Origin of the sequence: Cupriavidus oxalaticus (genome assembly GCF_038900635.1) — a bacterium.
Taxonomy (GTDB): domain Bacteria; phylum Pseudomonadota; class Gammaproteobacteria; order Burkholderiales; family Burkholderiaceae; genus Cupriavidus; species Cupriavidus oxalaticus_B.
Window position 1 is genome coordinate 85,635 of record NZ_JAYMRX010000015.1, and the last position, 19,486, is coordinate 105,120.

24 protein-coding genes are annotated in these 19,486 nt (G+C 64.2%); 22 read left to right on the forward strand and 2 right to left on the reverse strand.

Annotated elements, in window-relative coordinates; genetic code table 11:
- The 18 genes from VSR71_RS22270 to VSR71_RS22355 all read left to right on the forward strand — a co-directional run bounded on the left by VSR71_RS22270 (position 1) and on the right by VSR71_RS22355 (position 13,458).
- Positions 1-249: a BolA family protein gene (locus VSR71_RS22270; RefSeq protein WP_209761017.1), complete on the forward strand. Its 249-nt coding sequence runs from the start codon at positions 1-3 to the stop codon at positions 247-249.
- A gap of 78 nt (positions 250-327) precedes the next feature.
- On the forward strand, positions 328-1,578 hold the full coding sequence (murA, locus tag VSR71_RS22275; RefSeq protein WP_342915975.1) for a UDP-N-acetylglucosamine 1-carboxyvinyltransferase: 1,251 nt from the start codon (positions 328-330) through the stop codon (positions 1,576-1,578).
- 18 nt (positions 1,579-1,596) lie between these two features.
- Positions 1,597-2,271 carry an ATP phosphoribosyltransferase gene (hisG, locus tag VSR71_RS22280; RefSeq protein WP_342915976.1) on the forward strand — a complete coding sequence of 225 codons (675 nt, stop codon included), beginning with the start codon at positions 1,597-1,599 and terminating at the stop codon, positions 2,269-2,271.
- A 51-nt stretch (positions 2,272-2,322) separates the two neighbouring features.
- Positions 2,323-3,666, forward strand: coding sequence for a histidinol dehydrogenase (hisD, locus tag VSR71_RS22285; protein WP_342915977.1), 1,344 nt, complete (start codon positions 2,323-2,325; stop codon positions 3,664-3,666).
- 35 nt (positions 3,667-3,701) lie between these two features.
- Positions 3,702-4,802, forward strand: a complete 1,101-nt coding sequence (hisC, locus tag VSR71_RS22290; RefSeq protein WP_342915978.1) for a histidinol-phosphate transaminase — start codon at positions 3,702-3,704, stop codon at positions 4,800-4,802.
- A 4-nt stretch (positions 4,803-4,806) separates the two neighbouring features.
- The gene (gene hisB / locus VSR71_RS22295; protein ID WP_019451384.1) at positions 4,807-5,394 is read left to right on the forward strand and encodes an imidazoleglycerol-phosphate dehydratase HisB; all 588 of its coding nucleotides are present in this window, start codon (positions 4,807-4,809) and stop codon (positions 5,392-5,394) included.
- Positions 5,395-5,486: 92 nt separating this feature from the next.
- Positions 5,487-6,110 (forward strand): YchE family NAAT transporter, encoded by a 624-nt coding sequence (locus VSR71_RS22300; protein ID WP_018004934.1) that lies wholly within the window; start codon positions 5,487-5,489, stop codon positions 6,108-6,110.
- Positions 6,107-6,760: an imidazole glycerol phosphate synthase subunit HisH gene (gene hisH, locus VSR71_RS22305; protein ID WP_342915979.1), complete on the forward strand. Its 654-nt coding sequence runs from the start codon at positions 6,107-6,109 to the stop codon at positions 6,758-6,760. The genes VSR71_RS22300 and hisH overlap by 4 nt, the downstream gene beginning before the upstream one ends.
- 181 nt (positions 6,761-6,941) lie before the next feature.
- Positions 6,942-7,688, forward strand: coding sequence for a 1-(5-phosphoribosyl)-5-[(5-phosphoribosylamino)methylideneamino]imidazole-4-carboxamide isomerase (gene hisA / locus VSR71_RS22310; protein ID WP_342915980.1), 747 nt, complete (start codon positions 6,942-6,944; stop codon positions 7,686-7,688).
- Positions 7,689-7,780: 92 nt separating this feature from the next.
- Entirely contained in the window at positions 7,781-8,551 is a 771-nt protein-coding gene (hisF, locus tag VSR71_RS22315) for an imidazole glycerol phosphate synthase subunit HisF (protein WP_063241228.1), read from the forward strand.
- A gap of 2 nt (positions 8,552-8,553) precedes the next feature.
- A complete protein-coding gene (gene hisI, locus VSR71_RS22320; protein ID WP_063241227.1) occupies positions 8,554-8,958 on the forward strand; it encodes a phosphoribosyl-AMP cyclohydrolase in 405 nt (134 codons plus the stop codon).
- On the forward strand, positions 8,955-9,332 hold the full coding sequence (locus VSR71_RS22325) for a phosphoribosyl-ATP diphosphatase (RefSeq protein WP_342915981.1): 378 nt from the start codon (positions 8,955-8,957) through the stop codon (positions 9,330-9,332). Before hisI ends, VSR71_RS22325 begins: the two co-directional genes overlap by 4 nt.
- Before the next feature lie 73 nt (positions 9,333-9,405).
- Complete coding sequence (locus VSR71_RS22330) at positions 9,406-9,795, forward strand: hypothetical protein (RefSeq protein WP_342915982.1); 390 nt, start codon at positions 9,406-9,408, stop codon at positions 9,793-9,795.
- A 51-nt stretch (positions 9,796-9,846) separates the two neighbouring features.
- Complete coding sequence (locus VSR71_RS22335; RefSeq protein ID WP_342915983.1) at positions 9,847-10,203, forward strand: histidine triad nucleotide-binding protein; 357 nt, start codon at positions 9,847-9,849, stop codon at positions 10,201-10,203.
- A 147-nt stretch (positions 10,204-10,350) separates the two neighbouring features.
- Positions 10,351-10,590 carry a Sec-independent protein translocase subunit TatA gene (gene tatA, locus VSR71_RS22340; protein ID WP_133093470.1) on the forward strand — a complete coding sequence of 80 codons (240 nt, stop codon included), beginning with the start codon at positions 10,351-10,353 and terminating at the stop codon, positions 10,588-10,590.
- A gap of 84 nt (positions 10,591-10,674) precedes the next feature.
- A complete protein-coding gene (tatB, locus tag VSR71_RS22345) occupies positions 10,675-11,184 on the forward strand; it encodes a Sec-independent protein translocase protein TatB (protein ID WP_342915984.1) in 510 nt (169 codons plus the stop codon).
- Positions 11,185-11,318: 134 nt separating this feature from the next.
- Positions 11,319-12,116, forward strand: a complete 798-nt coding sequence (gene tatC / locus VSR71_RS22350) for a twin-arginine translocase subunit TatC (protein ID WP_342915985.1) — start codon at positions 11,319-11,321, stop codon at positions 12,114-12,116.
- Positions 12,117-12,357: 241 nt separating this feature from the next.
- Positions 12,358-13,458: a porin gene (locus tag VSR71_RS22355; protein ID WP_342915986.1), complete on the forward strand. Its 1,101-nt coding sequence runs from the start codon at positions 12,358-12,360 to the stop codon at positions 13,456-13,458.
- A 505-nt stretch (positions 13,459-13,963) separates the two neighbouring features.
- Here the strand turns inward: VSR71_RS22355 and VSR71_RS22360 are convergent.
- On the reverse strand, positions 13,964-15,157 hold the full coding sequence (locus VSR71_RS22360; protein WP_342915987.1) for a Do family serine endopeptidase: 1,194 nt from the start codon (positions 15,155-15,157) through the stop codon (positions 13,964-13,966).
- 20 nt (positions 15,158-15,177) lie between these two features.
- On the opposite strand from VSR71_RS22360, the gene VSR71_RS22365 reads away from it, so the two are divergent.
- Positions 15,178-15,924 carry a Nif3-like dinuclear metal center hexameric protein gene (locus VSR71_RS22365; protein WP_342915988.1) on the forward strand — a complete coding sequence of 249 codons (747 nt, stop codon included), beginning with the start codon at positions 15,178-15,180 and terminating at the stop codon, positions 15,922-15,924.
- A 45-nt stretch (positions 15,925-15,969) separates the two neighbouring features.
- Here the strand turns inward: VSR71_RS22365 and mscL are convergent, their stop codons facing one another.
- Positions 15,970-16,395, reverse strand: coding sequence for a large conductance mechanosensitive channel protein MscL (gene mscL / locus VSR71_RS22370; protein ID WP_342915989.1), 426 nt, complete (start codon positions 16,393-16,395; stop codon positions 15,970-15,972).
- Positions 16,396-16,609: 214 nt separating this feature from the next.
- Between mscL and petA the strand changes: the two genes are divergently transcribed.
- The 3 genes from petA to VSR71_RS22385 are packed head-to-tail and all read left to right on the forward strand — an operon-like array spanning position 16,610 to position 19,413.
- Entirely contained in the window at positions 16,610-17,227 is a 618-nt protein-coding gene (gene petA, locus VSR71_RS22375; protein WP_342915990.1) for a ubiquinol-cytochrome c reductase iron-sulfur subunit, read from the forward strand.
- Between the two features lie 2 nt (positions 17,228-17,229).
- The gene (locus VSR71_RS22380) at positions 17,230-18,633 is read left to right on the forward strand and encodes a cytochrome bc complex cytochrome b subunit (protein WP_342915991.1); all 1,404 of its coding nucleotides are present in this window, start codon (positions 17,230-17,232) and stop codon (positions 18,631-18,633) included.
- A gap of 36 nt (positions 18,634-18,669) precedes the next feature.
- The gene (locus VSR71_RS22385; RefSeq protein ID WP_342915992.1) at positions 18,670-19,413 is read left to right on the forward strand and encodes a cytochrome c1; all 744 of its coding nucleotides are present in this window, start codon (positions 18,670-18,672) and stop codon (positions 19,411-19,413) included.
- Positions 19,414-19,486 lie beyond the last annotated feature (73 nt).

The window sequence follows — 19,486 nt, forward strand, 5'->3', positions numbered from 1 at the left end:
ATGCTGCCTACACCGGAACAAGTCAGGGAATACATTGCCCAAGGATTGCCCTGCGAACATCTGGAAGTCGAGGGCGACGGCCAGCACTTCTTTGCCACCATCGTCAGCGCCGAGTTCGAAGGCAAGCGGCTGATCCAGCGCCACCAGCGGGTCTACGCCGCGCTGGGCGACCGCATGCGCGCCGAGATCCATGCGCTGTCGATGAAGACGCTGACGCCCGCCGAGTGGCAGGCGGGCGAGGGCAAGTAGCTGGCCGTGCCGCACCGCGCTGCATGCGCGGTTGAAAACAACGACGCCGGGCCCAGGCCCGGCCAGAACCGACACAACATGGACAAATTCCAGATCCAGGGCAACGGTCCGCTACGGGGCGAAGTCCGCGTTTCGGGCGCCAAGAATGCCGCGCTGCCGATCCTGTGCGCGGGCTTGCTCACGGCGGATACCGTCACGCTGGATAACGTGCCCAACCTGCAGGACGTGCGCACCACCCTCAAGCTGCTGCGCCTGATGGGCATGCGCGCCGAGCAGGACGGCGCCACCGTCGCGCTCAACGGCGCCGACGTCAACTCGCTCGAGGCGCCGTACGAGCTGGTCAAGACCATGCGCGCGTCGATCCTGGTGCTGGGTCCGCTGGTGGCGCGCTTCGGCGAGGCCCGGGTCTCGCTGCCCGGCGGCTGCGGCATCGGCGCGCGGCCGGTCGACCAGCACATCAAGGGCCTGCAGGCGATGGGCGCCGAGATCAGCATCGAGCATGGCTTTATCCATGCCCGCGCCCGCCGCCTGAAGGGCGCGCGCGTGGTCACCGACATGATCACCGTGACCGGCACCGAGAACCTGCTGATGGCTGCCACGCTGGCCGAGGGCGAGACCGTGCTGGAAAACGCCGCGCGCGAGCCCGAAGTCAGCGACCTGGCCCACCTGCTGGTCAAGATGGGCGCGAAGATCGACGGCATCGGCACCGACCGGCTGGTGGTGCAGGGCGTCGACAAGCTGCACGGCGCCCGCCATGGCGTGATCGCCGACCGCATCGAGGCCGGCACCTTCCTATGCGCCGCGGCCGCGACGCTGGGCGAGCTGGTGCTGCGCGACGTGCGCCCGGACCTGCTCGACGCCGTACTCGACAAGCTGCGCGAAGCCGGCGCCCGCATCGAGACGGGCACCGACTGGATCCGCCTGGCGATGCCGCGCCGCGCGAAGGCGGTGAGCTTCCGCACCTCGGAATACCCCGCCTTCCCGACCGACATGCAGGCGCAGTTCATGGCGCTGAATGCCGTGGCCGAAGGCACCGCGCGCGTGACCGAGACCATCTTCGAGAACCGGTTCATGCACGTGCAGGAACTGAACCGCCTCGGCGCCGACATTGCCGTCGAAGGCAATACCGCGGTGGTCAGCGGCGTGCCGCGCCTGTCCGGCGCCAGCGTGATGGCCACCGACCTGCGCGCCTCCGCCAGCCTGGTCATCGCCGGCCTGGTCGCCGAGGGCGACACCGTGATCGACCGTATCTATCACCTGGACCGCGGCTACGACCGCATGGAAGACAAGCTGTCTGCAGTGGGCGCCAAGATCCGCCGCATTGCCTGAGCACGAGGACTGACGCCGATGAGCCCCACTTTCAATGCTTCGCCCAACCAGCTGACGCTGGCGCTGTCCAAGGGCCGCATCTTTACCGAAACGCTGCCCCTGCTCGAAGCCGCCGGCATCCAGGTGACCGAGGATCCCGAGACCTCGCGCAAGCTGATCCTGCCGACCTCGGACCCCGCCGTGCGCGTGGTGATCGTGCGCGCCTCGGACGTGCCGACCTACGTGCAGTACGGCGCCGCCGACTTCGGGGTGGCCGGCAAGGACGTGCTGATGGAGCACGGCATGGCCGGCCTGTACGCGCCGATCGACCTCAACATCGCCCGCTGCCGCATGTCGGTGGCGGTGCCGGCCGGGTTTGACTACGCCAGCGCGGTGCGCCAGGGCGCGCGCCTGGCGGTGGCCACCAAGTACGTGCAGACCGCGCGCGAGCACTTTGCGAAAAAGGGCGTTCACGTCGACCTGATCAAGCTGTACGGTTCGATGGAGCTGGGCCCGCTGGTGGGCCTGTCCGATGCCATCGTCGACCTGGTCAGCACCGGCAGCACGCTGCGCGCCAACAACCTGGTCGAAGTGGAAGAGATCGTGGAAATTTCGTCGCGGCTGGTGGTGAACCAGGCCGCGCTCAAACTCAAGCGCGAGCGGCTGGCGCCGATCCTCGATGCTTTCGAACGCGCTTCGGCGGCGCTGGTGTAAGGCCAGATCGGGCCACACCAGGCCGGTGCCGACTGAGAAGGAAAAGTAGTCATGAACGCAACCGCATCCGAAATGGAAAACCTGCCGATCCGCCGGCTTGATTCCAGAGAGCCGGGCTTTGCCGAGGCGCTGCGCCAGGTGCTGGCCTTTGAGGCCGGCGAGGACGAAGCCATCGACCGCGCCGCGGCACAGATCCTGGCCGACGTGAAGGCACGCGGCGACGCCGCGGTGCTGGAATACACCAAACGCTTCGATCGCATGGAAGCGCCGTCGATCGCGGCGCTGGAACTGTCGCAGGCCGAGCTCGAGGCCGCGCTCGAAGACCTCGAACCCAAGCGCCGCGCCGCGCTGGAAGCCGCCGCCGCGCGCGTGCGCGCCTACCACGAAAAGCAGAAGATCGAGTGCGGCAGCCACAGCTGGGAGTACACCGAGGCCGACGGCACCATGCTGGGCCAGAAGGTGACGCCGCTGGACCGCGTCGGCATCTACGTGCCGGGCGGCAAGGCCGCCTACCCGTCGTCGGTGCTGATGAACGCGATTCCGGCGCGCGTGGCCGGCGTGAAGGAAATCATCATGGTAGTGCCCACGCCCGGCGGCGTGCGCAACGAGCTGGTGCTGGCCGCCGCGCAGATCGCCGGCGTCGATCGCGTCTTCACCATCGGCGGCGCGCAGGCCGTGGGCGCGCTGGCCTACGGCACCGCGACGCTGCCGCAGGTCGACAAGATCGTCGGCCCGGGCAATGCCTACGTGGCCGCGGCCAAGCGCCGCGTATTCGGGACCGTCGGCATCGACATGATCGCCGGGCCGTCCGAGATCCTGGTGATCTGCGACGGCACCACGGATCCCGACTGGGTGGCGATGGACCTGTTCTCGCAGGCCGAGCACGACGAACTGGCGCAATCGATCCTGCTGTGCCCGGACGCCGAATACATCGCCCGCGTCGAAGCCAGCATCCAGCGCCAGCTGCCGACCATGCCGCGCCGCGATGTGATCGCCGCGTCGATCTCCGGCCGTGGCGCGCTGGTCAAGGTGCGCGACATGGAAGAAGCCTGCGAGATCGCCAACGCGATCGCGCCGGAGCACCTGGAAGTCTCCGCCGAGAACCCGCGCCAGTGGAGCGAGAAGATCCGCCACGCCGGCGCCATCTTCCTCGGCCGCTATACCAGCGAGTCGCTGGGCGACTACTGCGCCGGCCCCAACCACGTGCTGCCGACCTCGCGCACCGCGCGCTTCTCGTCGCCGCTGGGCGTCTATGACTTCCTGAAGCGCTCGAGCCTGATCGAGGTCAGCGAGGGCGGGGCGCAGATGCTCGGCCAGATCGCCGCCGAGCTGGCGTACGGGGAAGGCCTGCAGGCCCACGCCCGCAGCGCGGAATACCGTTTCAAGCGCAGTTGATCTACTGAACCAACGCAGTCAAACCTGGAGCTTCCATGTCAGCCGTAGAGCCCTCCCTGATCGAACGCATTATCCGTGACGACGTGCGCGCCATGGGCGCCTACCACGTGCCGGATTCGCACGGTCTGGTCAAGCTCGACGCGATGGAGAACCCATACCGCCTGCCGCAGGAGCTGCGCCAGCAACTCGCCGCGCGGCTGGGCGAGGTGGCGCTGAACCGCTATCCGGTGCCCAGCAGCGAAGCGCTGCGCGCCAGTCTGAAGGATGTGATGCAGGTGCCCGTCGGCATGGACGTGCTGCTGGGCAACGGCTCGGACGAGATCATCAGCATGCTGGCGCTGGCGGCGGCCAAGCCGGGCGCCAAGGTGATGGCGCCGGTGCCGGGCTTTGTCATGTATGCGATGTCGGCGCAGTTTGCCGGCCTCGAGTTCGTCGGCGTGCCGCTGCGCGCGGATTTCACGCTCGACCGCGATGCCATGCTGGCGGCGATGGCCCAGCATCAGCCCGCCATCGTTTACCTGGCCTATCCGAACAATCCCACCGGCAATCTGTTCGACGCGGCCGACATGGAGGCCATCCTCCGTGCCGCGCAAGGCGATGTCTGCAACAGCCTGGTGGTGGTCGACGAGGCCTACCAGCCATTCGCGCAGCAAAGCTGGATGCCGCGCCTGACCGACTTCGGCAACCTGCTGGTGATGCGCACCGTGTCCAAGCTCGGCCTGGCCGGCATCCGCCTGGGCTACCTGGCCGGCGCGCCGGAGTGGCTGGCGCAGATCGACAAGGTGCGTCCGCCCTACAACGTCAACGTGCTGACCGAGGCCGCGGCGCTGTTCGCGCTCGAGCATGTGTCGGTGCTGGACGAACAGGCCGCGCAGCTGCGCGCCGAGCGTACCCGCGTGGCCGACGGCATGGCCGCGCATGCAGGCGTCACGGTGTTCCCCAGCGCCGCCAACTTCCTGCTGGTGCGCGTGCCGAATGCGGCACAGACCTTCGACCGCCTGCTGGCGCGGAAGGTGTTGATCAAGAACGTGAGTAAAATGCACCCGTTGCTGGCCAATTGTCTGCGCGTCACGGTCAGCACGCCCGAAGAAAACGCGCAGTTCCTTGAGGCATTCGCAGCGTCGCTGCAGGATTAACACCATGCGTGTTGCAGAGGTCACCCGCAATACTTCGGAAACGCAAATCCGCGTTTCCCTGAATCTCGACGGCACCGGCCGCCAGAAGCTGGCGTCGGGCGTGCCGTTCCTCGACCACATGCTCGACCAGATCGCCCGGCATGGCATGTTCGACCTGGAGGTCGAAGCCACCGGCGACACGCATATCGACGACCACCATACGGTGGAAGACGTCGGCATCACGCTCGGCCAGGCCGTCGCCAGGGCCATTGGCGACAAGAAAGGCATCACCCGCTATGGCCACAGCTACGTGCCGCTGGACGAATGCCTGTCGCGCGTGGTGATCGACTTCTCGGGCCGCCCCGGCCTGGAGTTCCACGTGCCGTTCACGCGTGCGCGCGTGGGCAGCTTCGACGTCGACCTGACCATCGAGTTCTTCCGCGGCTTTGTCAACCATGCGGGCGTGACCCTGCATATCGACAACCTGCGCGGCATCAATGCCCACCATCAGTGTGAAACCGTGTTCAAGGCTTTTGGCCGGGCACTGCGCATGGCGGTCGAACTGGATCCGCGCGCGGCCAACACGATCCCGTCGACCAAGGGTACGCTCTGAGCTTCCTTAATCCGTAGGCGTGCCGGCTGGTTGCGGCGCCCGCCCACCTCTTCAGCCTGAATACGGCCAGCGATGCTGGCAACCCGCAACCGATGGATACGCTCAAGTCGTTTATCTCGCTGCTGGCGCTGATCAACCCGATCGGGGCGATCCCGTTCTTCATCAGCCTGACCAGCCAGCAGACCGAAGCGGAAAAGCTGCGTACCATCAAGATCGCGTCGATCTCGGTGGCGATCGTGGTGGCGGTGTCGGCATTGCTGGGGCAGCAGATCATCGAGTTCTTCAATATCTCGGTGGCATCGCTGCAGGTGGGTGGCGGTCTGATCATGATCATGATGGCCATGAACATGCTGAACGCGCAGACCAGCCGTACCAAGGCCACGCCGGAAGAAGAGGATGAGGCCGAGGTAAAGTCCAGCATCGCGGTGGTGCCGCTGGCGCTGCCGCTGCTGACCGGGCCGGGCTCGATCAGCACAGTGATCGTCTATGCCGGCAAGACCCAGCACTGGTACCAGTTGCTGATCCTGGTCGGCATCGGCGCGCTGCTGGGCTCGGTGGTGTACCTGGTGTTCCGCGCGGCCGACCCGATCGCCCGGGTCATCGGCCGCACCGGCATCAATATCGGCACGCGCCTGATGGGGCTGATCCTGTCGGCGCTGGCCGTTGAATTCATTGTGGACGGGCTGAAGACATTGTTGCCTGTTTTGAAATCATGACTACCATAGCAATTGTGGATTACGGCATGGGCAATCTGCGCTCGGTGGCGCAGGCGCTGCGTGCCGCGGCTCCGGAAGCGGACGTGCGGGTGGTGGATGCCCCTGAAGGCATCCGCGGCGCGGATCGCGTGGTGCTGCCCGGCCAGGGTGCGATGCCGGACTGCATGTCGGCGCTGGGCGCCTCGGGCCTGCAGGAAGCGGTGGTCGAGGCCGCCGGCAGCAAGCCGATGCTGGGTGTGTGCGTCGGCGAACAGATGCTGTTCGAGTTCAGCACCGAAAGTCGTGCTGGCGCGGACCGCACACCGGCGCTGGGCCTGATGCCCGGCCAGGTGGTGCGCTTTGCGCTGGACGGCATGACGCAGCCCGACGGCTCGCGTTTCAAGGTGCCGCAGATGGGCTGGAACCGGGTGCGCCAGGCGAAGCCGCACCCGCTGTGGGCCGGGATTCCCGACGACAGCTGGTTCTATTTCGTCCACAGCTACTATGTGCAGGCGCAGGATCCGGCCCATATCGCCGGCGAAACGGAGTATGGAGTCGTGTTTACCAGCGCGGTAGCCCGCGATAATATTTTCGCGACGCAGTTCCACCCCGAGAAGAGCGCGGCCTTGGGCCTGCAGCTGTACCGGAACTTCGTCCACTGGAATCCATAAGGCGCACCGGACACCCCGAATCGCTAGTTTGACGATTGTTCAACCGAGAACCAGACAGACCCGTCACCGGACCCTTCACGCAACCCGTCAAGCGACCAGTTCCCGATAGAACATCGACCCGACCTGACCGGCCTAGCCGGTCTCGCTCAACCTCACTTACTCAACCACGCTCGTCACGCATATGTTGCTCATTCCGGCCATCGACCTGAAGGACGGTCAGTGTGTACGCCTCAAACAAGGCGACATGGACCAGGCCACCGTCTTTTCCGAAGATCCCGCCGCCATGGCACGCCACTGGGTGGAGCAGGGCGCGCGGCGCCTGCACCTGGTGGACCTGAACGGCGCGTTCGTGGGCAAGCCCCGCAACGAGGCGGCCATCAAGGCCATCATCGCCGAGGTCGGCGATGAGATCCCGGTGCAACTGGGGGGCGGCATCCGCGACCTGAACACTATCGAACGCTGGCTGGACGATGGCTTGTCGTACGTCATCATCGGCACCGCGGCGGTGAAGAACCCCGGCTTCCTGAAGGACGCCTGCTCGGCCTTCGGTGGCCACATCATCGTGGGCCTCGATGCCAAGGACGGCAAGGTCGCCACCGACGGCTGGAGCAAGCTGACCGGGCATGAAGTGGGGGACCTGGCGCGCAAGTACGAAGACTACGGTGTCGAAGCCATCATCTATACCGACATTGGCCGCGACGGCATGCTGCAGGGGATCAATATCGACGCCACCGTCAAGCTGGCGCAGTCGATGTCGATCCCGGTGATCGCAAGCGGCGGCCTGTCCAACCTGGCGGATATCGACAACCTGTGCGCGGTCGAGGGCGAGGGTGTGGAAGGCGTCATCTGCGGCCGCGCGATCTACTCCGGTGACCTGAACTTTGCCGATGCGCAGGCCCGTGCCGACAAGCTGCGCGACGGCCAATAAGGCCAACGCGAGCCCAACGCAAGCCAACGCGCCTCGGGCGCAGCCGCTGTCGCGCCGGTGCCATGCCGGCGCGTCGGCGGACAAGGACTCTCATGCTAGCCAAACGTATCATCCCCTGCCTGGACGTGACCAACGGGCGGGTGGTCAAGGGCGTCAATTTCGTCGAGCTGCGCGATGCGGGCGATCCCGTGGAAATCGCGCGCCGCTATGACGAGCAGGGCGCCGACGAAATCACATTCCTCGACATCACCGCCACCAGCGACGGGCGCGACCTGATGCTGCACATCATCGAGGACGTCGCTTCGCAGGTTTTCATCCCGCTGACGGTGGGTGGCGGCGTGCGCACGGTCGAAGACGTGCGCCGCCTGCTCAATGCCGGCGCGGACAAGATCAGCGTCAACTCCTCGGCCATTGCCAATCCGCAGCTGGTATCCGACGCCACGGCCAAGTATGGTTCTCAGTGCATCGTAGTGGCGATCGACGCCAAGCGCAGCTCCGCCCCGGGCGAGCCGTCGCGATGGGAAGTCTTCACCCACGGCGGGCGCAAGGCTACCGGCCTGGACGCTGTCGAATGGGCGCGTGAAATGGCCGCGCGCGGCGCCGGCGAGATCCTGCTGACCAGCATGGACCGCGACGGCACCAAGAGCGGGTTCGACCTGGAACTGACCCGCGCCGTCAGCGACGCGGTGCCGGTGCCGGTGATCGCCTCGGGTGGCGTCGGCGGGCTGCAGGACCTCGCCGACGGCATCACCAAGGGCCGCGCCGACGCGGTGCTGGCCGCCAGCATCTTCCACTACGGCCAGCATACCGTGGGCGAAGCCAAGGCATTCATGGCCCGCGAGGGCATTCCCGTGCGGATCTGATCATGGCAAAGAAGTGGCTCAACAAGGTCAAGTGGGACGATAACGGGCTGGTACCGGTGATCGTGCAGGAAGTCGGTTCGAACGACGTGCTGATGTTCGCGTTCATGAACCGCGACGCGCTGCAGCGCACGGTGGAACTGGGCGAGGCCGTGTTCTGGTCGCGTTCGCGCAAGCGCCTGTGGCACAAGGGCGAAGAATCCGGCCACGTGCAGAAGGTGCATGAGATCCGCCTCGACTGCGACGAGGACGTGGTGCTGCTCAAGGTCACGCAGGTCGACAGCATCGCCTGCCATACCGGGCGCCATTCCTGCTTCTTCCAGAAATTCGAGGGCGACGCGGAAGCGGGCGACTGGCAGACCGTCGAACCCGTGCTGAAGGACCCTGCACAGATCTATACCAAGCCATGAGCGACTCCCAACCGAGCGGCAGCGATGTGCTGGCACGCGTGGCCGAAGTGCTCGAATCGCGCAAGCCAGCCAATGGCGGCGACCCCGCCAAATCCTATGTTGCCAAGCTGTACAGCAAGGGCGACGACGCCATCCTGAAGAAGATCGGCGAGGAAGCCACCGAGACCGTGATGGCGGCCAAGGACGCACGCGCCGCCGGCCAGACCGGCAGCGAGGCCGGCAAGCTGGTCTATGAAGTGGCGGACCTGTGGTTCCACACCCTGGTGTTGCTGGCAAACTTCGGGCTGGGGCCGGACGACGTGGTCAACGAACTGGCACGGCGCGAAGGGCTCTCCGGTCTGGAAGAAAAGGCCCGGCGCAAGGAAGAGGGCTGACCGGCTGACCAGTCGCTGTGCTGGCCAGTCTCCCGTCTGCCGCGAGGCAGGCCATCGCAGAACAAGGGCAAACATGGCGAACGACTACACCGCGCAGGTTACCGGTCCCAGCGGCGAACAGCAGAGCAGCCTGCGCAAGCTGCTGCATATCCTGTACGCGCTGTACGCGATCTTCTGGCTGACCGGCGGCATCACCGCGCTGATCGCCATCGTCATTGACTACGTCAAGCGCGACGACGCGCGCGGTTCGCTGTACGCGTCCCACTTTGCATGGCAGATCCGCTCGTTCTGGTGGTCGGTGGTGTGGGCGGTCCTGGGCGGCGTGCTGTTCGCCACCGTGGTGCTGATGCCCCTGGCGTTCGCGGTCTGGGGCGTGCTGTCGCTGTGGATGCTGTATCGTATCGTCAAGGGCTGGCTGTACCTCAACGACAGCAAGCCGATGTACCCGGATCAGCAGTTCTGATGCCGGGAAGGACCCGGCCCAGGGTGCAGGGTTCGCCGCAATGAAATGTTCATGAACGCTCAGGATAATTGCATCTTCTGCAAGATCGTGGCCGGCCGGATACCGTCGCGCAAGGTGTACGAAGACGACGACATGGTGGCCTTCCACGATATCCATCCCAAGGCCCCGGTACACTTGCTGGTCATCCCCAAGTCGCATGTCGACTCGCTGGCCGATTGCGGCGCCGGCGAAGGGGAGGTGCTTGCTAGAATGATGCTGAAGGTGCCTGAACTGGCGCGCGCGGCAGGCTGTGGCAACGGTTTCCGGACGGTGATCAATACCGGGCCGGACGGCGGTCAGGAAATCTACCACTTGCACCTGCATGTGCTTGGTGGGCCGCGCCACGAGTGGAAGGGACCGCTGCCCTGAACGGGCAGCCTTGGCATGGGAGCGCCCGCGGCGGCAACGCCGGGGCAAATGCTGCGCCGGCAACCGTCGCCCGGCGCGGCCATAACGGGACGGAACAACGGGTCTGGGCGACTATGACTACGCCCGAGGCTTCACCAGGAGCAAGAGATGGGTTCGTTTAGCATTTGGCACTGGCTGATCGTGCTGGTGATCGTCATGCTTGTGTTCGGCACCAAGAAACTGCGCAATATCGGCCAGGACCTGGGCGGCGCGGTCAAGGGTTTCAAGGATGGCATGAAGGACGGCGAAGACAAGGAAAAGTCGGCCCAGGCCGCCCAATCCAAGGAACTGCGCGACTCCACCACCATCGACGTCGAGGCCAAGGAAAAGTCGCGCCAGCAGCAGTAAGCCGGCGGTGCGCCATCCCCATCCCGCGATCGTGGCTGCCTGTGCGCAGCCCCGCGTTTCCGCTGTCTTCCGCATGATGTCCGCATGATTGATCTCGGCATTTCCAAGCTGGCGCTGATCGGTGCCGTGGCACTGATCGTGATCGGTCCCGAGCGGCTGCCCAAGGTCGCCCGTACCGTTGGCGCCCTGGTCGGCCGCGCGCAACGCTATATCAATGACGTCAAGGCCGAGGTCAGCCGCGAAGTCGAGCTGGAAGAATTGCGCAAGATGCGCTCTGAGTTCGAGGATGCAGCGCGCGACGTCGAGCGCACGATCCACAAGGAAGTCAGCGAGCAGACTCAGGCGCTGAACGAAGCGCTCGGCGGCACCGAAGCGAACGCCGGGGGCGTCAGCGCCGGCGGCGACAGCTTCGTGCCCAGCTGGGACGCGGCGCACAAGGCGCACAACGGCCGCAAGAGCTGGCGCGTGAAGCAGGGCGCGCGGCCGCTGTGGTTCAAGCGCCAGCACAATGTCCGGGTCTGGGTGCAGTCGGGCGCCGCGCGCGTGAAGCGCCACCGCCCGGCCAGCCGGCCGTCCCGTTCCTTCTTCGAGTGAGCACGGTGCGCGGCGGCGGGTTGCCGGCCCATGCCAGGTCTGCCGCCGTCATCGCCATGCCCGTCCAACCGCGCCGCGCCGAGCGGCATCATCGATCCCACCTTGCCAGCCTGCGCGGCTGAGCGGTCCACGCCATGAGCGACACCCGGTCCCCAGATCCCCAAGACCCGCAAGACGAGTCGCAGCAGGAAACCTTTATTTCCCACCTGATCGAGCTGCGCCAGCGCCTGGTCAAGGCGGTGGCCGGGATCATCCTGGTCTTCGTTTGCCTGGTCTACTGGGCGCCGGTCATCTTCAACCTGTTCGCGGCGCCGCTGATGGAGTCGCTGCCAAAGGGCGGCAAGATGATCGTGACCGATGTCACCGGCTCGTTCTTCGTGCCGATGAAGGTCACGTTGCTGGTGGCGTTCCTGATCGCGCTGCCATGGGTGCTCTACCAGGTCTGGCAGTTCGTCGCCCCCGGGCTGTATCAGCATGAGAAGCGGCTGATCCTGCCGCTGGTATCGAGCAGCTACATCCTGTTCCTGTGCGGCGTGGCGTTTGCGTACTTCCTGGTGTTCCCGACAGTGTTCCATTTCATGGCGCATTACAACGCGCCACTGGGTGCGGACATGTCCACCGATATCGACAAGTACCTCAGCTTTGCCATGACCACCTTCCTGGCATTCGGCATCACCTTCGAGGTGCCAGTGGTGGTGATCGTGCTCGTTCGATTCGGCGTGGTCGAACTGGAAAAGCTTAAGCAGATCCGCCCATATGTGATCGTCGGGGCTTTTATCATTGCCGCCATCGTGACGCCGCCGGATGTGCTGTCGCAGTTGTTGCTGGCTGTGCCGCTGGTGCTGCTCTATGAACTCGGGCTGATCATGGCGCGCTTCGTCGGCCGCCCGGCAGCGCAAGCCGAGGCTTCAGGGGAAACGCAGACGGACTAATGCCGCTGAGGTAGGTATCCCGAGCCAATCGCCCCGTTTTTGCACCAAAACGGGGATTTTTTTGCCTGATCGTGTTGTTCGATCACAACAAAAACCGCCGGTAAGCGTGGTTTACGCCGAAAAAGCCTTCTGAGGGCTGGGGGGGCTGGCACATAATACGCAGCAGACGTGAATGTAAATACGTCGCCCAAGCACTTGGGCAACCAAGATTTCCCAATCAGTTGACAAGGAAAGTGTCGATATGAAGATGAAACTGTTTGCTGCTGCCGTCGCCGCTCTGGCCGCTGGTGGCGCGTATGCCCAATCGAGCGTGACCCTGTACGGCGTGGCTGACGTCGGCCTCGAGTACAACACCAATGCTAACGCCGCTGGCGACGACCTGTTCCGTATGGCGTCGGGCAACCAGTCCGGTTCGCGCTGGGGCCTGCGTGGCGTAGAAGATCTGGGCGGCGGTCTGAAGGGCGTGTTCGTTCTGGAAAGCGGTTTCGAACTGGACAACGGTACTTCGGCCCAAGGCGGTCGTCTGTTCGGTCGTCAAGCCTACGTCGGCGTGCAAAGCCAGTACGGTTCGCTGCTGCTGGGCCGTCAACAGACCTCGTTCTATGACTTCGGTCTGATCTATGACCCGATGGCCATCTCGTCGCGTTATGGCATTCTGGCGCAAGACTCCCAGTTCGCCGCGCGCGCTGACAACACCGTCAAGTACATCGGCACGTTCGGTGGCCTGACCGCTAACGCTTTCTACAGCTTCAACAACAACGGCCAGGAAACCGCTGGTGCGTTCCGCCGCGGCCAACAGTACGGCGCGCTGCTGAACTACGCAGCCGGCCCGTTCTCGGTTGGTGCTGCCTACGACGAAATCCACGGCACCGTGTCGGCCGCTGGTGTTGACCAGAGCGGTCAGCGCACCCGCCGTGCTACGGTTGGCGCTAACTACGCCTTCGGTCCGGCCAAGGTCTACGCTGGCTATCGCTGGGCCAAGGCCTTTGACGGCGCCGCTCTGACGGGCGGCACGACGGTTGACAACGGTGTTGTCACCACGTCGACCTCGTCGAACCTGTACTGGCTGGGTCTGGGCTACCAGCTGACCCCGGCGTTCTCGCTGTCGGGCGCTGCTTACTACCAGGACTTCCGCAAGAGCGACGCGGATCCGTGGCAGTTCGTGATCACGGCCGACTACGCGCTGTCGAAGCGTACCGACGTGTACACCTCGCTGTCGTACGCTCTGAACGACAAGGGCTCGGCCCTGGGCGTGAACGGCTTCAACACCGCCACGACCACCAACGTTCAGCCGAACAAGGATCAGTTCGGTGCTGTGGTTGGTCTGCGCCACAAGTTCTAATCTGATGCGGGCGTAAGCTCGCTTGAGATTGGCTTGCAGAAGGCCGGTGTCCGCAAGGATGCCGGCCTTTTGTCTTGTCTGGAGCCTCGGCGCCGGGGCCGGGCTGGCGAGGATGCCGGGTGAAGCCAGCTGGGCTGTCTGTGCAGCGTTGCGACTTGTACTATTGCGCGGGCAGGGTCGCAGGGCAAGGTACGGTGGCACCTGGCACCTGGCACCTGGCACCTGGCACCTGGCACCTGGCACCTGGCACCTGGCACCTGGCACCTGGCACCTGGCACAGAGCTCCGGGCTCCGGGCTCCGAACCGGTTGAGTGTCCGCCGGCTCCGCTGCGTGCATCGGGAAAGCGCATGGCATTGGCTTTGGCGTATTTGTTCCATAGCCTTGCCCAGTGGCTAGTGGCCGCTGTCCGTCAGTTCCGGTCCGGTCGGTTCCTCCCCCGGAGCCCAACAAAAAACCCCGCCATCGCTGGCGGGGTTTTGCATGCGGGCCGTAGACGACTCGGCCTCACTCCTCCTCATCGAACGGCAGCGCCCGGCGCGGCGGAGGCGGCCGCTTGCCGATCGTTACCATCAGTTCGGTCGGCTTGCCGCGCCGGATCACCGTCATCTTGATGTCGACGCCCGGCTTGAGCTGGGCGATGGCATTCAGCAGTGCTGTCGTGTCGGTGATCGACGAGCCATCCACCTTGGTCAGCACATCGCCCGGCTTCACGCCGGCCTTGTCCGCCGGGCCGCCCTGGACTACCGCGGCGATCAGTGCGCCTTCCTTGGCATCGAGGCCGAACGATTCGGCGATTTCCGGCGTCATGTCCTGCGGCTCGACGCCGATCCAGCCGCGCGTGACGCTGCCGGTAGAAATAATCGACTCCATTACTTGCTTGGCCGTCGATACCGGGATCGCAAAGCCAATCCCGAGCGAACCGCCGGAACGGGAGTAGATCGCCGTGTTGATGCCCAGCAGGTTGCCCTGTGCATCAACCAGCGCACCGCCCGAGTTGCCCGGGTTGATCGCCGCGTCGGTCTGGATGAAATTTTCGAAGGTGTTGATGCCGAGATGGCTGCGCCCCAGCGCCGACACGATGCCCATGGTCACCGTCTGGCCCACGCCGAACGGGTTGCCGATCGCCAGCACCACATCGCCCACCTTGACGTTCTCCAGCCGGCCCAGCGTGATCGCGGGCAAGTCCTTCAGCGTCACCTTCAGCACGGCCAGGTCGGTCTCGGGGTCGGAGCCGACCACCTTGGCGTTGGCCTTGCGACCATCGGTCAGCGCAATCTCGATCTCGTCGGCGCCATCCACCACGTGGTGGTTGGTTAGAATGTAACCCTCGGAACTGACAATTACGCCTGAGCCCAGGCTCGACACCGGCTCCTGCCGTTCAGGCAGGCGGTCGCCAAAGAAGAAGCGGAACCACGGATCCTCGGCCTGCGGGTTGGGCGAGCGCTTGTTGCCGTTCTTGCTGGTAAAGATATTCACCACCGCCGGCATGGCGGACTGTGCGGCTTCACTGTAAGACCCTTCGGCGGCAGGGCCGGACACGTTCGGCACCACCTCCTTGAGCGCCACGATGGGCGACCCGGACTGGACCGCGACGCGCCCCCGCTGGAGCCAATCAGGCTTGAGCGTTGCCACGACGAACCAGACCGCCAGCACGACGGTGACAGCCTGGGCAAAGAACAGCCAAAAGCGCCGCAACATATTGGAGTTTTGAGCAGAAAATGAAAACAAAAGAGCTTGAATTGTACTTGAACGACCTGTTGGAGGTTTCCCGTTACAAGGACTATTGTCCCAACGGGCTGCAAGTGCAAGGTCGCCCGGAAATCACTCACGTCGTCACTGGTGTCACGGCGAGCCTGGCACTGGTCGAGGCCGCGGCCGAAGCCGACGCCGATGCCATCCTGGTCCATCATGGCTATTTCTGGAAAAACGAAGATGCGCGTGTGGTCGGGCAGAAGCACGCGCGTTTGAAGCGGCTGCTCGGCGCAGACATCAACCTGTTCGCCTTTCACCTGCCGCTGGACAACCATCCGGAATTCGGCAACAACGCGCAGCTCGGGCTGCAACTCGGCTTCACGCCGACCGGGCGTTTCAGCGATGACCAGCTCGGCTGGACCGGCACCTTGCCCGCGCCAATGCCGCTGTCCGCGCTGGCGGCACACGTCGGCGGCGTGCTCGGGCGCGAGCCGTTGGCAATTGGCGAGCCGGAGCAGATGATCCGCACGATCGGCTGGTGCACTGGTGGGGCGCAAGGTTATTTCGATGCGGCAGTGGCCGCGGGCGTCGATGCCTATCTCAGCGGCGAGGTCTCGGAGCAGACCACGCACCTCGCGCGCGAGAGCGGCGTGGCGTATCTGGCCGCCGGCCATCACGCCACCGAACGCTATGGCATCCGCTCACTGGGCGAACATGTGGCGCAACGCTTCGGCTTGCGGCATACGTTCATCGATGTTCCCAATCCAGTCTGACGCAAAACAATACGGCCCCATCGGGGCCGTTTTATCGTTCTGGACTCAGCGCGCCTTGAGGGCGTCGCGGATCTCGCGCAGCAGCGCCACTTCCTCAGGCGGTGCCGCCGGCGGCGGAGCCGGTTCTTTCTCGCGCATCTTGTTGAACGCACGCACCATCATGAAGATGATGAAGGCCAGGATCAGAAAGTTGACAACAATAGTCAGGAAATTGCCATAGGCAAATACGGGTACACCAGCCTTCTTCAATGCATCCAGCGTCAACGGCGTTCCGGGCGGTGGATCGGCCAGCATGACAAACATACTAGAGAAGTCCAGCTTGCCGACAACGCGGCCCACTACCGGCATGATCAGGTCATTGACCACTGAATCCACAATTTTTCCGAATGCAGCGCCAATGATCACACCGACCGCGAGGTCGATGACGTTGCCGCGCATTGCGAAGGTCCTGAATTCCGAGATCATGCCCATGGGGGGTTCTCCTTCTTGTTGCTAGCGATGAACGGTATCAAGCTGTCAGCCTGCCGCATCGCTGCCCGGAAAGCAAGTCTGGTGGCGGATTTCCGGCTCGCATGTCCGATTATCGAGCATGAACAAGGCAATTTGCGCCTATCTAGTGCGCAGATGTCTAAGGTACACTTTATGGTTGACGCAAAATCTAAATTGACTTCCCCTGGGGTTTGGAATGAGTGACCAGCAAGACGTGAAGAGCGTGGATAAAGGTCGCCGCAATTGGTTGATCGCGACATCCGTCGCCGGCGGCGTCGGAGGCGTAGCGGTAGCGGTTCCTTTCGTCAGTACCTTTGCACCATCGGAGAAAGCCAAGGCCGCGGGTGCGCCAGTCGAAGCAGATATCGGTGCGCTGAAGCCGGGCGAGATGATGACTGTCGAATGGCGCGGCAAACCGGTCTGGATCATGAAGCGGACCGAGGAACAGCTGGCATCGCTGAAGAAGACGGACGGCGAGGTGGCCGATCCGAATTCCGAGATTCCTTTCACCATGCAGACGCCGGACTACTGCAGGAACGAAACCCGTTCGCGCGCAGAACACAAGGACGTCCTGGTCGTGGTCGGCATCTGCTCCCACCTTGGCTGCTCGCCTTCCGGCCCCTTCGCTTCCGGTGCCAATCCCCAACTCGGCGCCGATCCCGGTTTCCTTTGCCCTTGCCACGGCTCTACGTTCGACCTGGCCGGGCGCGTTTTCAAGAACAAGCCGGCCCCGCAAAATCTCGATGTTCCCCCCTACCAGTTCCTGACTGACACCAAGATCGTGATCGGCAAGGATGAGAAAGGAGAAGCCTGATCATGGCGGCCGAAAAACAAGTCAAGACGACCGGCCTGATGGGCTGGATCGACGCCCGCTTCCCGGCAACGCAACTGTGGGAAGATCACCTTTCCAAGTACTACGCGCCGAAGAACTTCAACTTCTGGTACTTCTTCGGTTCGCTCGCGCTGCTGGTGCTGGTGATCCAGATCGTCACGGGCATTTTCCTGGTGATGAACTACAAGCCGGATGGCACGCTCAACGCCGCCGGCATTCCCGTGGCCTTCGCCAGCGTGGAATACATCATGCGCGAAGTCCCGTGGGGCTGGCTGGTGCGCTACATGCATTCGACCGGCGCCTCGGCCTTCTTTGTCGTGGTCTACCTGCATATGTTCCGCGGGCTGCTGTACGGTTCGTACCGCAAGCCGCGTGAACTGGTCTGGATCTTCGGCTGCCTGATCTTCCTGTGCCTGATGGCGGAAGCCTTCATGGGCTACCTGCTGCCGTGGGGCCAGATGTCGTACTGGGGCGCGCAGGTGATCGTGAACCTGTTCTCGGCGATTCCGGTGATCGGTCAGGACCTGTCGCTGTTCATTCGCGGCGACTACGTGGTGAGCGATGCCACGCTGAACCGCTTCTTCTCGTTCCACGTCATCGCGGTGCCGCTGGTGCTGCTGGCCCTGGTGATCGCGCACATCATCGCGCTGCACGAAGTGGGCTCGAACAACCCCGACGGCGTCGAGATCAAGGCGAAGAAGGATGAGAACGGGATTCCGCTGGACGGCATCCCGTTCCATCCGTACTACTCCGTGCATGACACGCTCGGCGTGGCTGGCTTCCTGCTCATCTTCTCGGCCGTGATCTTCTTCTTCCCGGAAGTGGGCGGCTATTTCCTGGAGCACAACAACTTCTTCCCGGCCGATCCGCTGAAGACGCCGCCGCATATCGCGCCGGTCTGGTACTTCACGCCGTTCTATTCGATGCTGCGTGCCACCACGTCGAACTTCCTGCCGATCCTGTGGGTGTTCTTCGCGCTGCTGCTCGGCATGGTGTTCGTGCGCAGCAAGGATGCGCGCGTCAAGATCGGTGCGATCGCCACCGCCGTGATCCTGGCCGTGGGCTTCTACTTCATCGACGCCAAGTTCTGGGGCGTTCTGGTGATGGGCGGCTCGGTCGTGATCCTGTTTTTCCTGCCGTGGCTGGACTGCTCGCCGGTCAAGTCCATGCGCTATCGTCCCGCTTTCCACAAGACCATCCTGATCGTCTTTGTGGTGGTGTTCCTGGTGCTCGGCTATCTCGGCGTGCAACCGCCGTCGCCGGTCGGCGAGAAGGTGTCGCAGCTCGGTACGCTGCTGTACTTCGCCTTCTTCCTGACCATGCCGCTGTGGAGCCGTGCCGGCGAGTTCAAGCCGGTGCCTGAGCGTGTCACGTTCCATCCGCACTGAGCGACGCGAACCCCGACAAGAGCACAAGGACACAAGATGAAAAAGCTGCTTTCGATCATCGCGCTGGCCGGCGCCTGCTTTGCCGGCGCGCCTGCCATGGCTTCAGAGGGAGGCTTCCCGCTGGAGCCGGCACCGGTGAACACTGCCGACCTGTCGTCGCTGCAGCGCGGCGCCAAGCTGTTCGTCAACTACTGCCTGAACTGCCATGGCGCATCGATGATGCGCTACAACCGGCTCAAGGACATTGGCCTCACCGACGACCAGATCCGCCAGAACCTGCTGTTCACCGCTGACAAGGTCGGCGAGACCATGACCATCGCCATGCAGTCGAAGGAAGCCAAGGCCTTCTTCGGCGCGCAGCCGCCGGACCTGTCGGTGATTGCGCGTGCCCGCGGCGACGACTGGCTCTATACCTACCTGCGCACCTTCTACCGTGACGACAGCCGCGCCACGGGCTGGAACAACCTGGTGTTCCCGAGCGTCGGCATGCCGCACGTGCTGTGGGAACTGCAAGGCCAGCGCGCCGCCAAGTTCACGGAAGTGGAAGAGCATGGCCAGAAGGTGCATAAGTTCGCCGGCTTCGAGCAACTGAGCCCGGGCAAGATGAGCAAGGTCGAATATGACCAGGCCACTGCTGATCTGGTCGGCTTCCTGGACTGGATGGCAGAGCCCGCTCAGAATCACCGCAAGCGCCTTGGCGTGTGGGTGCTGCTGTTCCTGGGCATGTTCACCGTCTTCGCCTGGCGCCTGAACGCGGCCTACTGGAAGGATGTGAAGTAAGTCTTGCTGGTGGCGGCCCGGAGGCGGGCAGCCACGCCGAAGGCCAGATGCGGACGTTGCGGAAGCAGCATCG

Coding starts and splice junctions, on each gene's coding strand:
- VSR71_RS22270 (WP_209761017.1), top strand. CDS start 1: ATGCTGCCTACACCGGAACAAGTCAGGGAATACATTGCCCAAGGATTG.
- murA (WP_342915975.1), top strand. CDS start 328: ATGGACAAATTCCAGATCCAGGGCAACGGTCCGCTACGGGGCGAAGTC.
- hisG (WP_342915976.1), top strand. CDS start 1,597: ATGAGCCCCACTTTCAATGCTTCGCCCAACCAGCTGACGCTGGCGCTG.
- hisD (WP_342915977.1), top strand. CDS start 2,323: ATGAACGCAACCGCATCCGAAATGGAAAACCTGCCGATCCGCCGGCTT.
- hisC (WP_342915978.1), top strand. CDS start 3,702: ATGTCAGCCGTAGAGCCCTCCCTGATCGAACGCATTATCCGTGACGAC.
- hisB (WP_019451384.1), top strand. CDS start 4,807: ATGCGTGTTGCAGAGGTCACCCGCAATACTTCGGAAACGCAAATCCGC.
- VSR71_RS22300 (WP_018004934.1), top strand. CDS start 5,487: ATGGATACGCTCAAGTCGTTTATCTCGCTGCTGGCGCTGATCAACCCG.
- hisH (WP_342915979.1), top strand. CDS start 6,107: ATGACTACCATAGCAATTGTGGATTACGGCATGGGCAATCTGCGCTCG.
- hisA (WP_342915980.1), top strand. CDS start 6,942: ATGTTGCTCATTCCGGCCATCGACCTGAAGGACGGTCAGTGTGTACGC.
- hisF (WP_063241228.1), top strand. CDS start 7,781: ATGCTAGCCAAACGTATCATCCCCTGCCTGGACGTGACCAACGGGCGG.
- hisI (WP_063241227.1), top strand. CDS start 8,554: ATGGCAAAGAAGTGGCTCAACAAGGTCAAGTGGGACGATAACGGGCTG.
- VSR71_RS22325 (WP_342915981.1), top strand. CDS start 8,955: ATGAGCGACTCCCAACCGAGCGGCAGCGATGTGCTGGCACGCGTGGCC.
- VSR71_RS22330 (WP_342915982.1), top strand. CDS start 9,406: ATGGCGAACGACTACACCGCGCAGGTTACCGGTCCCAGCGGCGAACAG.
- VSR71_RS22335 (WP_342915983.1), top strand. CDS start 9,847: ATGAACGCTCAGGATAATTGCATCTTCTGCAAGATCGTGGCCGGCCGG.
- tatA (WP_133093470.1), top strand. CDS start 10,351: ATGGGTTCGTTTAGCATTTGGCACTGGCTGATCGTGCTGGTGATCGTC.
- tatB (WP_342915984.1), top strand. CDS start 10,675: ATGATTGATCTCGGCATTTCCAAGCTGGCGCTGATCGGTGCCGTGGCA.
- tatC (WP_342915985.1), top strand. CDS start 11,319: ATGAGCGACACCCGGTCCCCAGATCCCCAAGACCCGCAAGACGAGTCG.
- VSR71_RS22355 (WP_342915986.1), top strand. CDS start 12,358: ATGAAGATGAAACTGTTTGCTGCTGCCGTCGCCGCTCTGGCCGCTGGT.
- VSR71_RS22360 (WP_342915987.1), bottom strand. CDS start 15,157: ATGTTGCGGCGCTTTTGGCTGTTCTTTGCCCAGGCTGTCACCGTCGTG.
- VSR71_RS22365 (WP_342915988.1), top strand. CDS start 15,178: ATGAAAACAAAAGAGCTTGAATTGTACTTGAACGACCTGTTGGAGGTT.
- mscL (WP_342915989.1), bottom strand. CDS start 16,395: ATGGGCATGATCTCGGAATTCAGGACCTTCGCAATGCGCGGCAACGTC.
- petA (WP_342915990.1), top strand. CDS start 16,610: ATGAGTGACCAGCAAGACGTGAAGAGCGTGGATAAAGGTCGCCGCAAT.
- VSR71_RS22380 (WP_342915991.1), top strand. CDS start 17,230: ATGGCGGCCGAAAAACAAGTCAAGACGACCGGCCTGATGGGCTGGATC.
- VSR71_RS22385 (WP_342915992.1), top strand. CDS start 18,670: ATGAAAAAGCTGCTTTCGATCATCGCGCTGGCCGGCGCCTGCTTTGCC.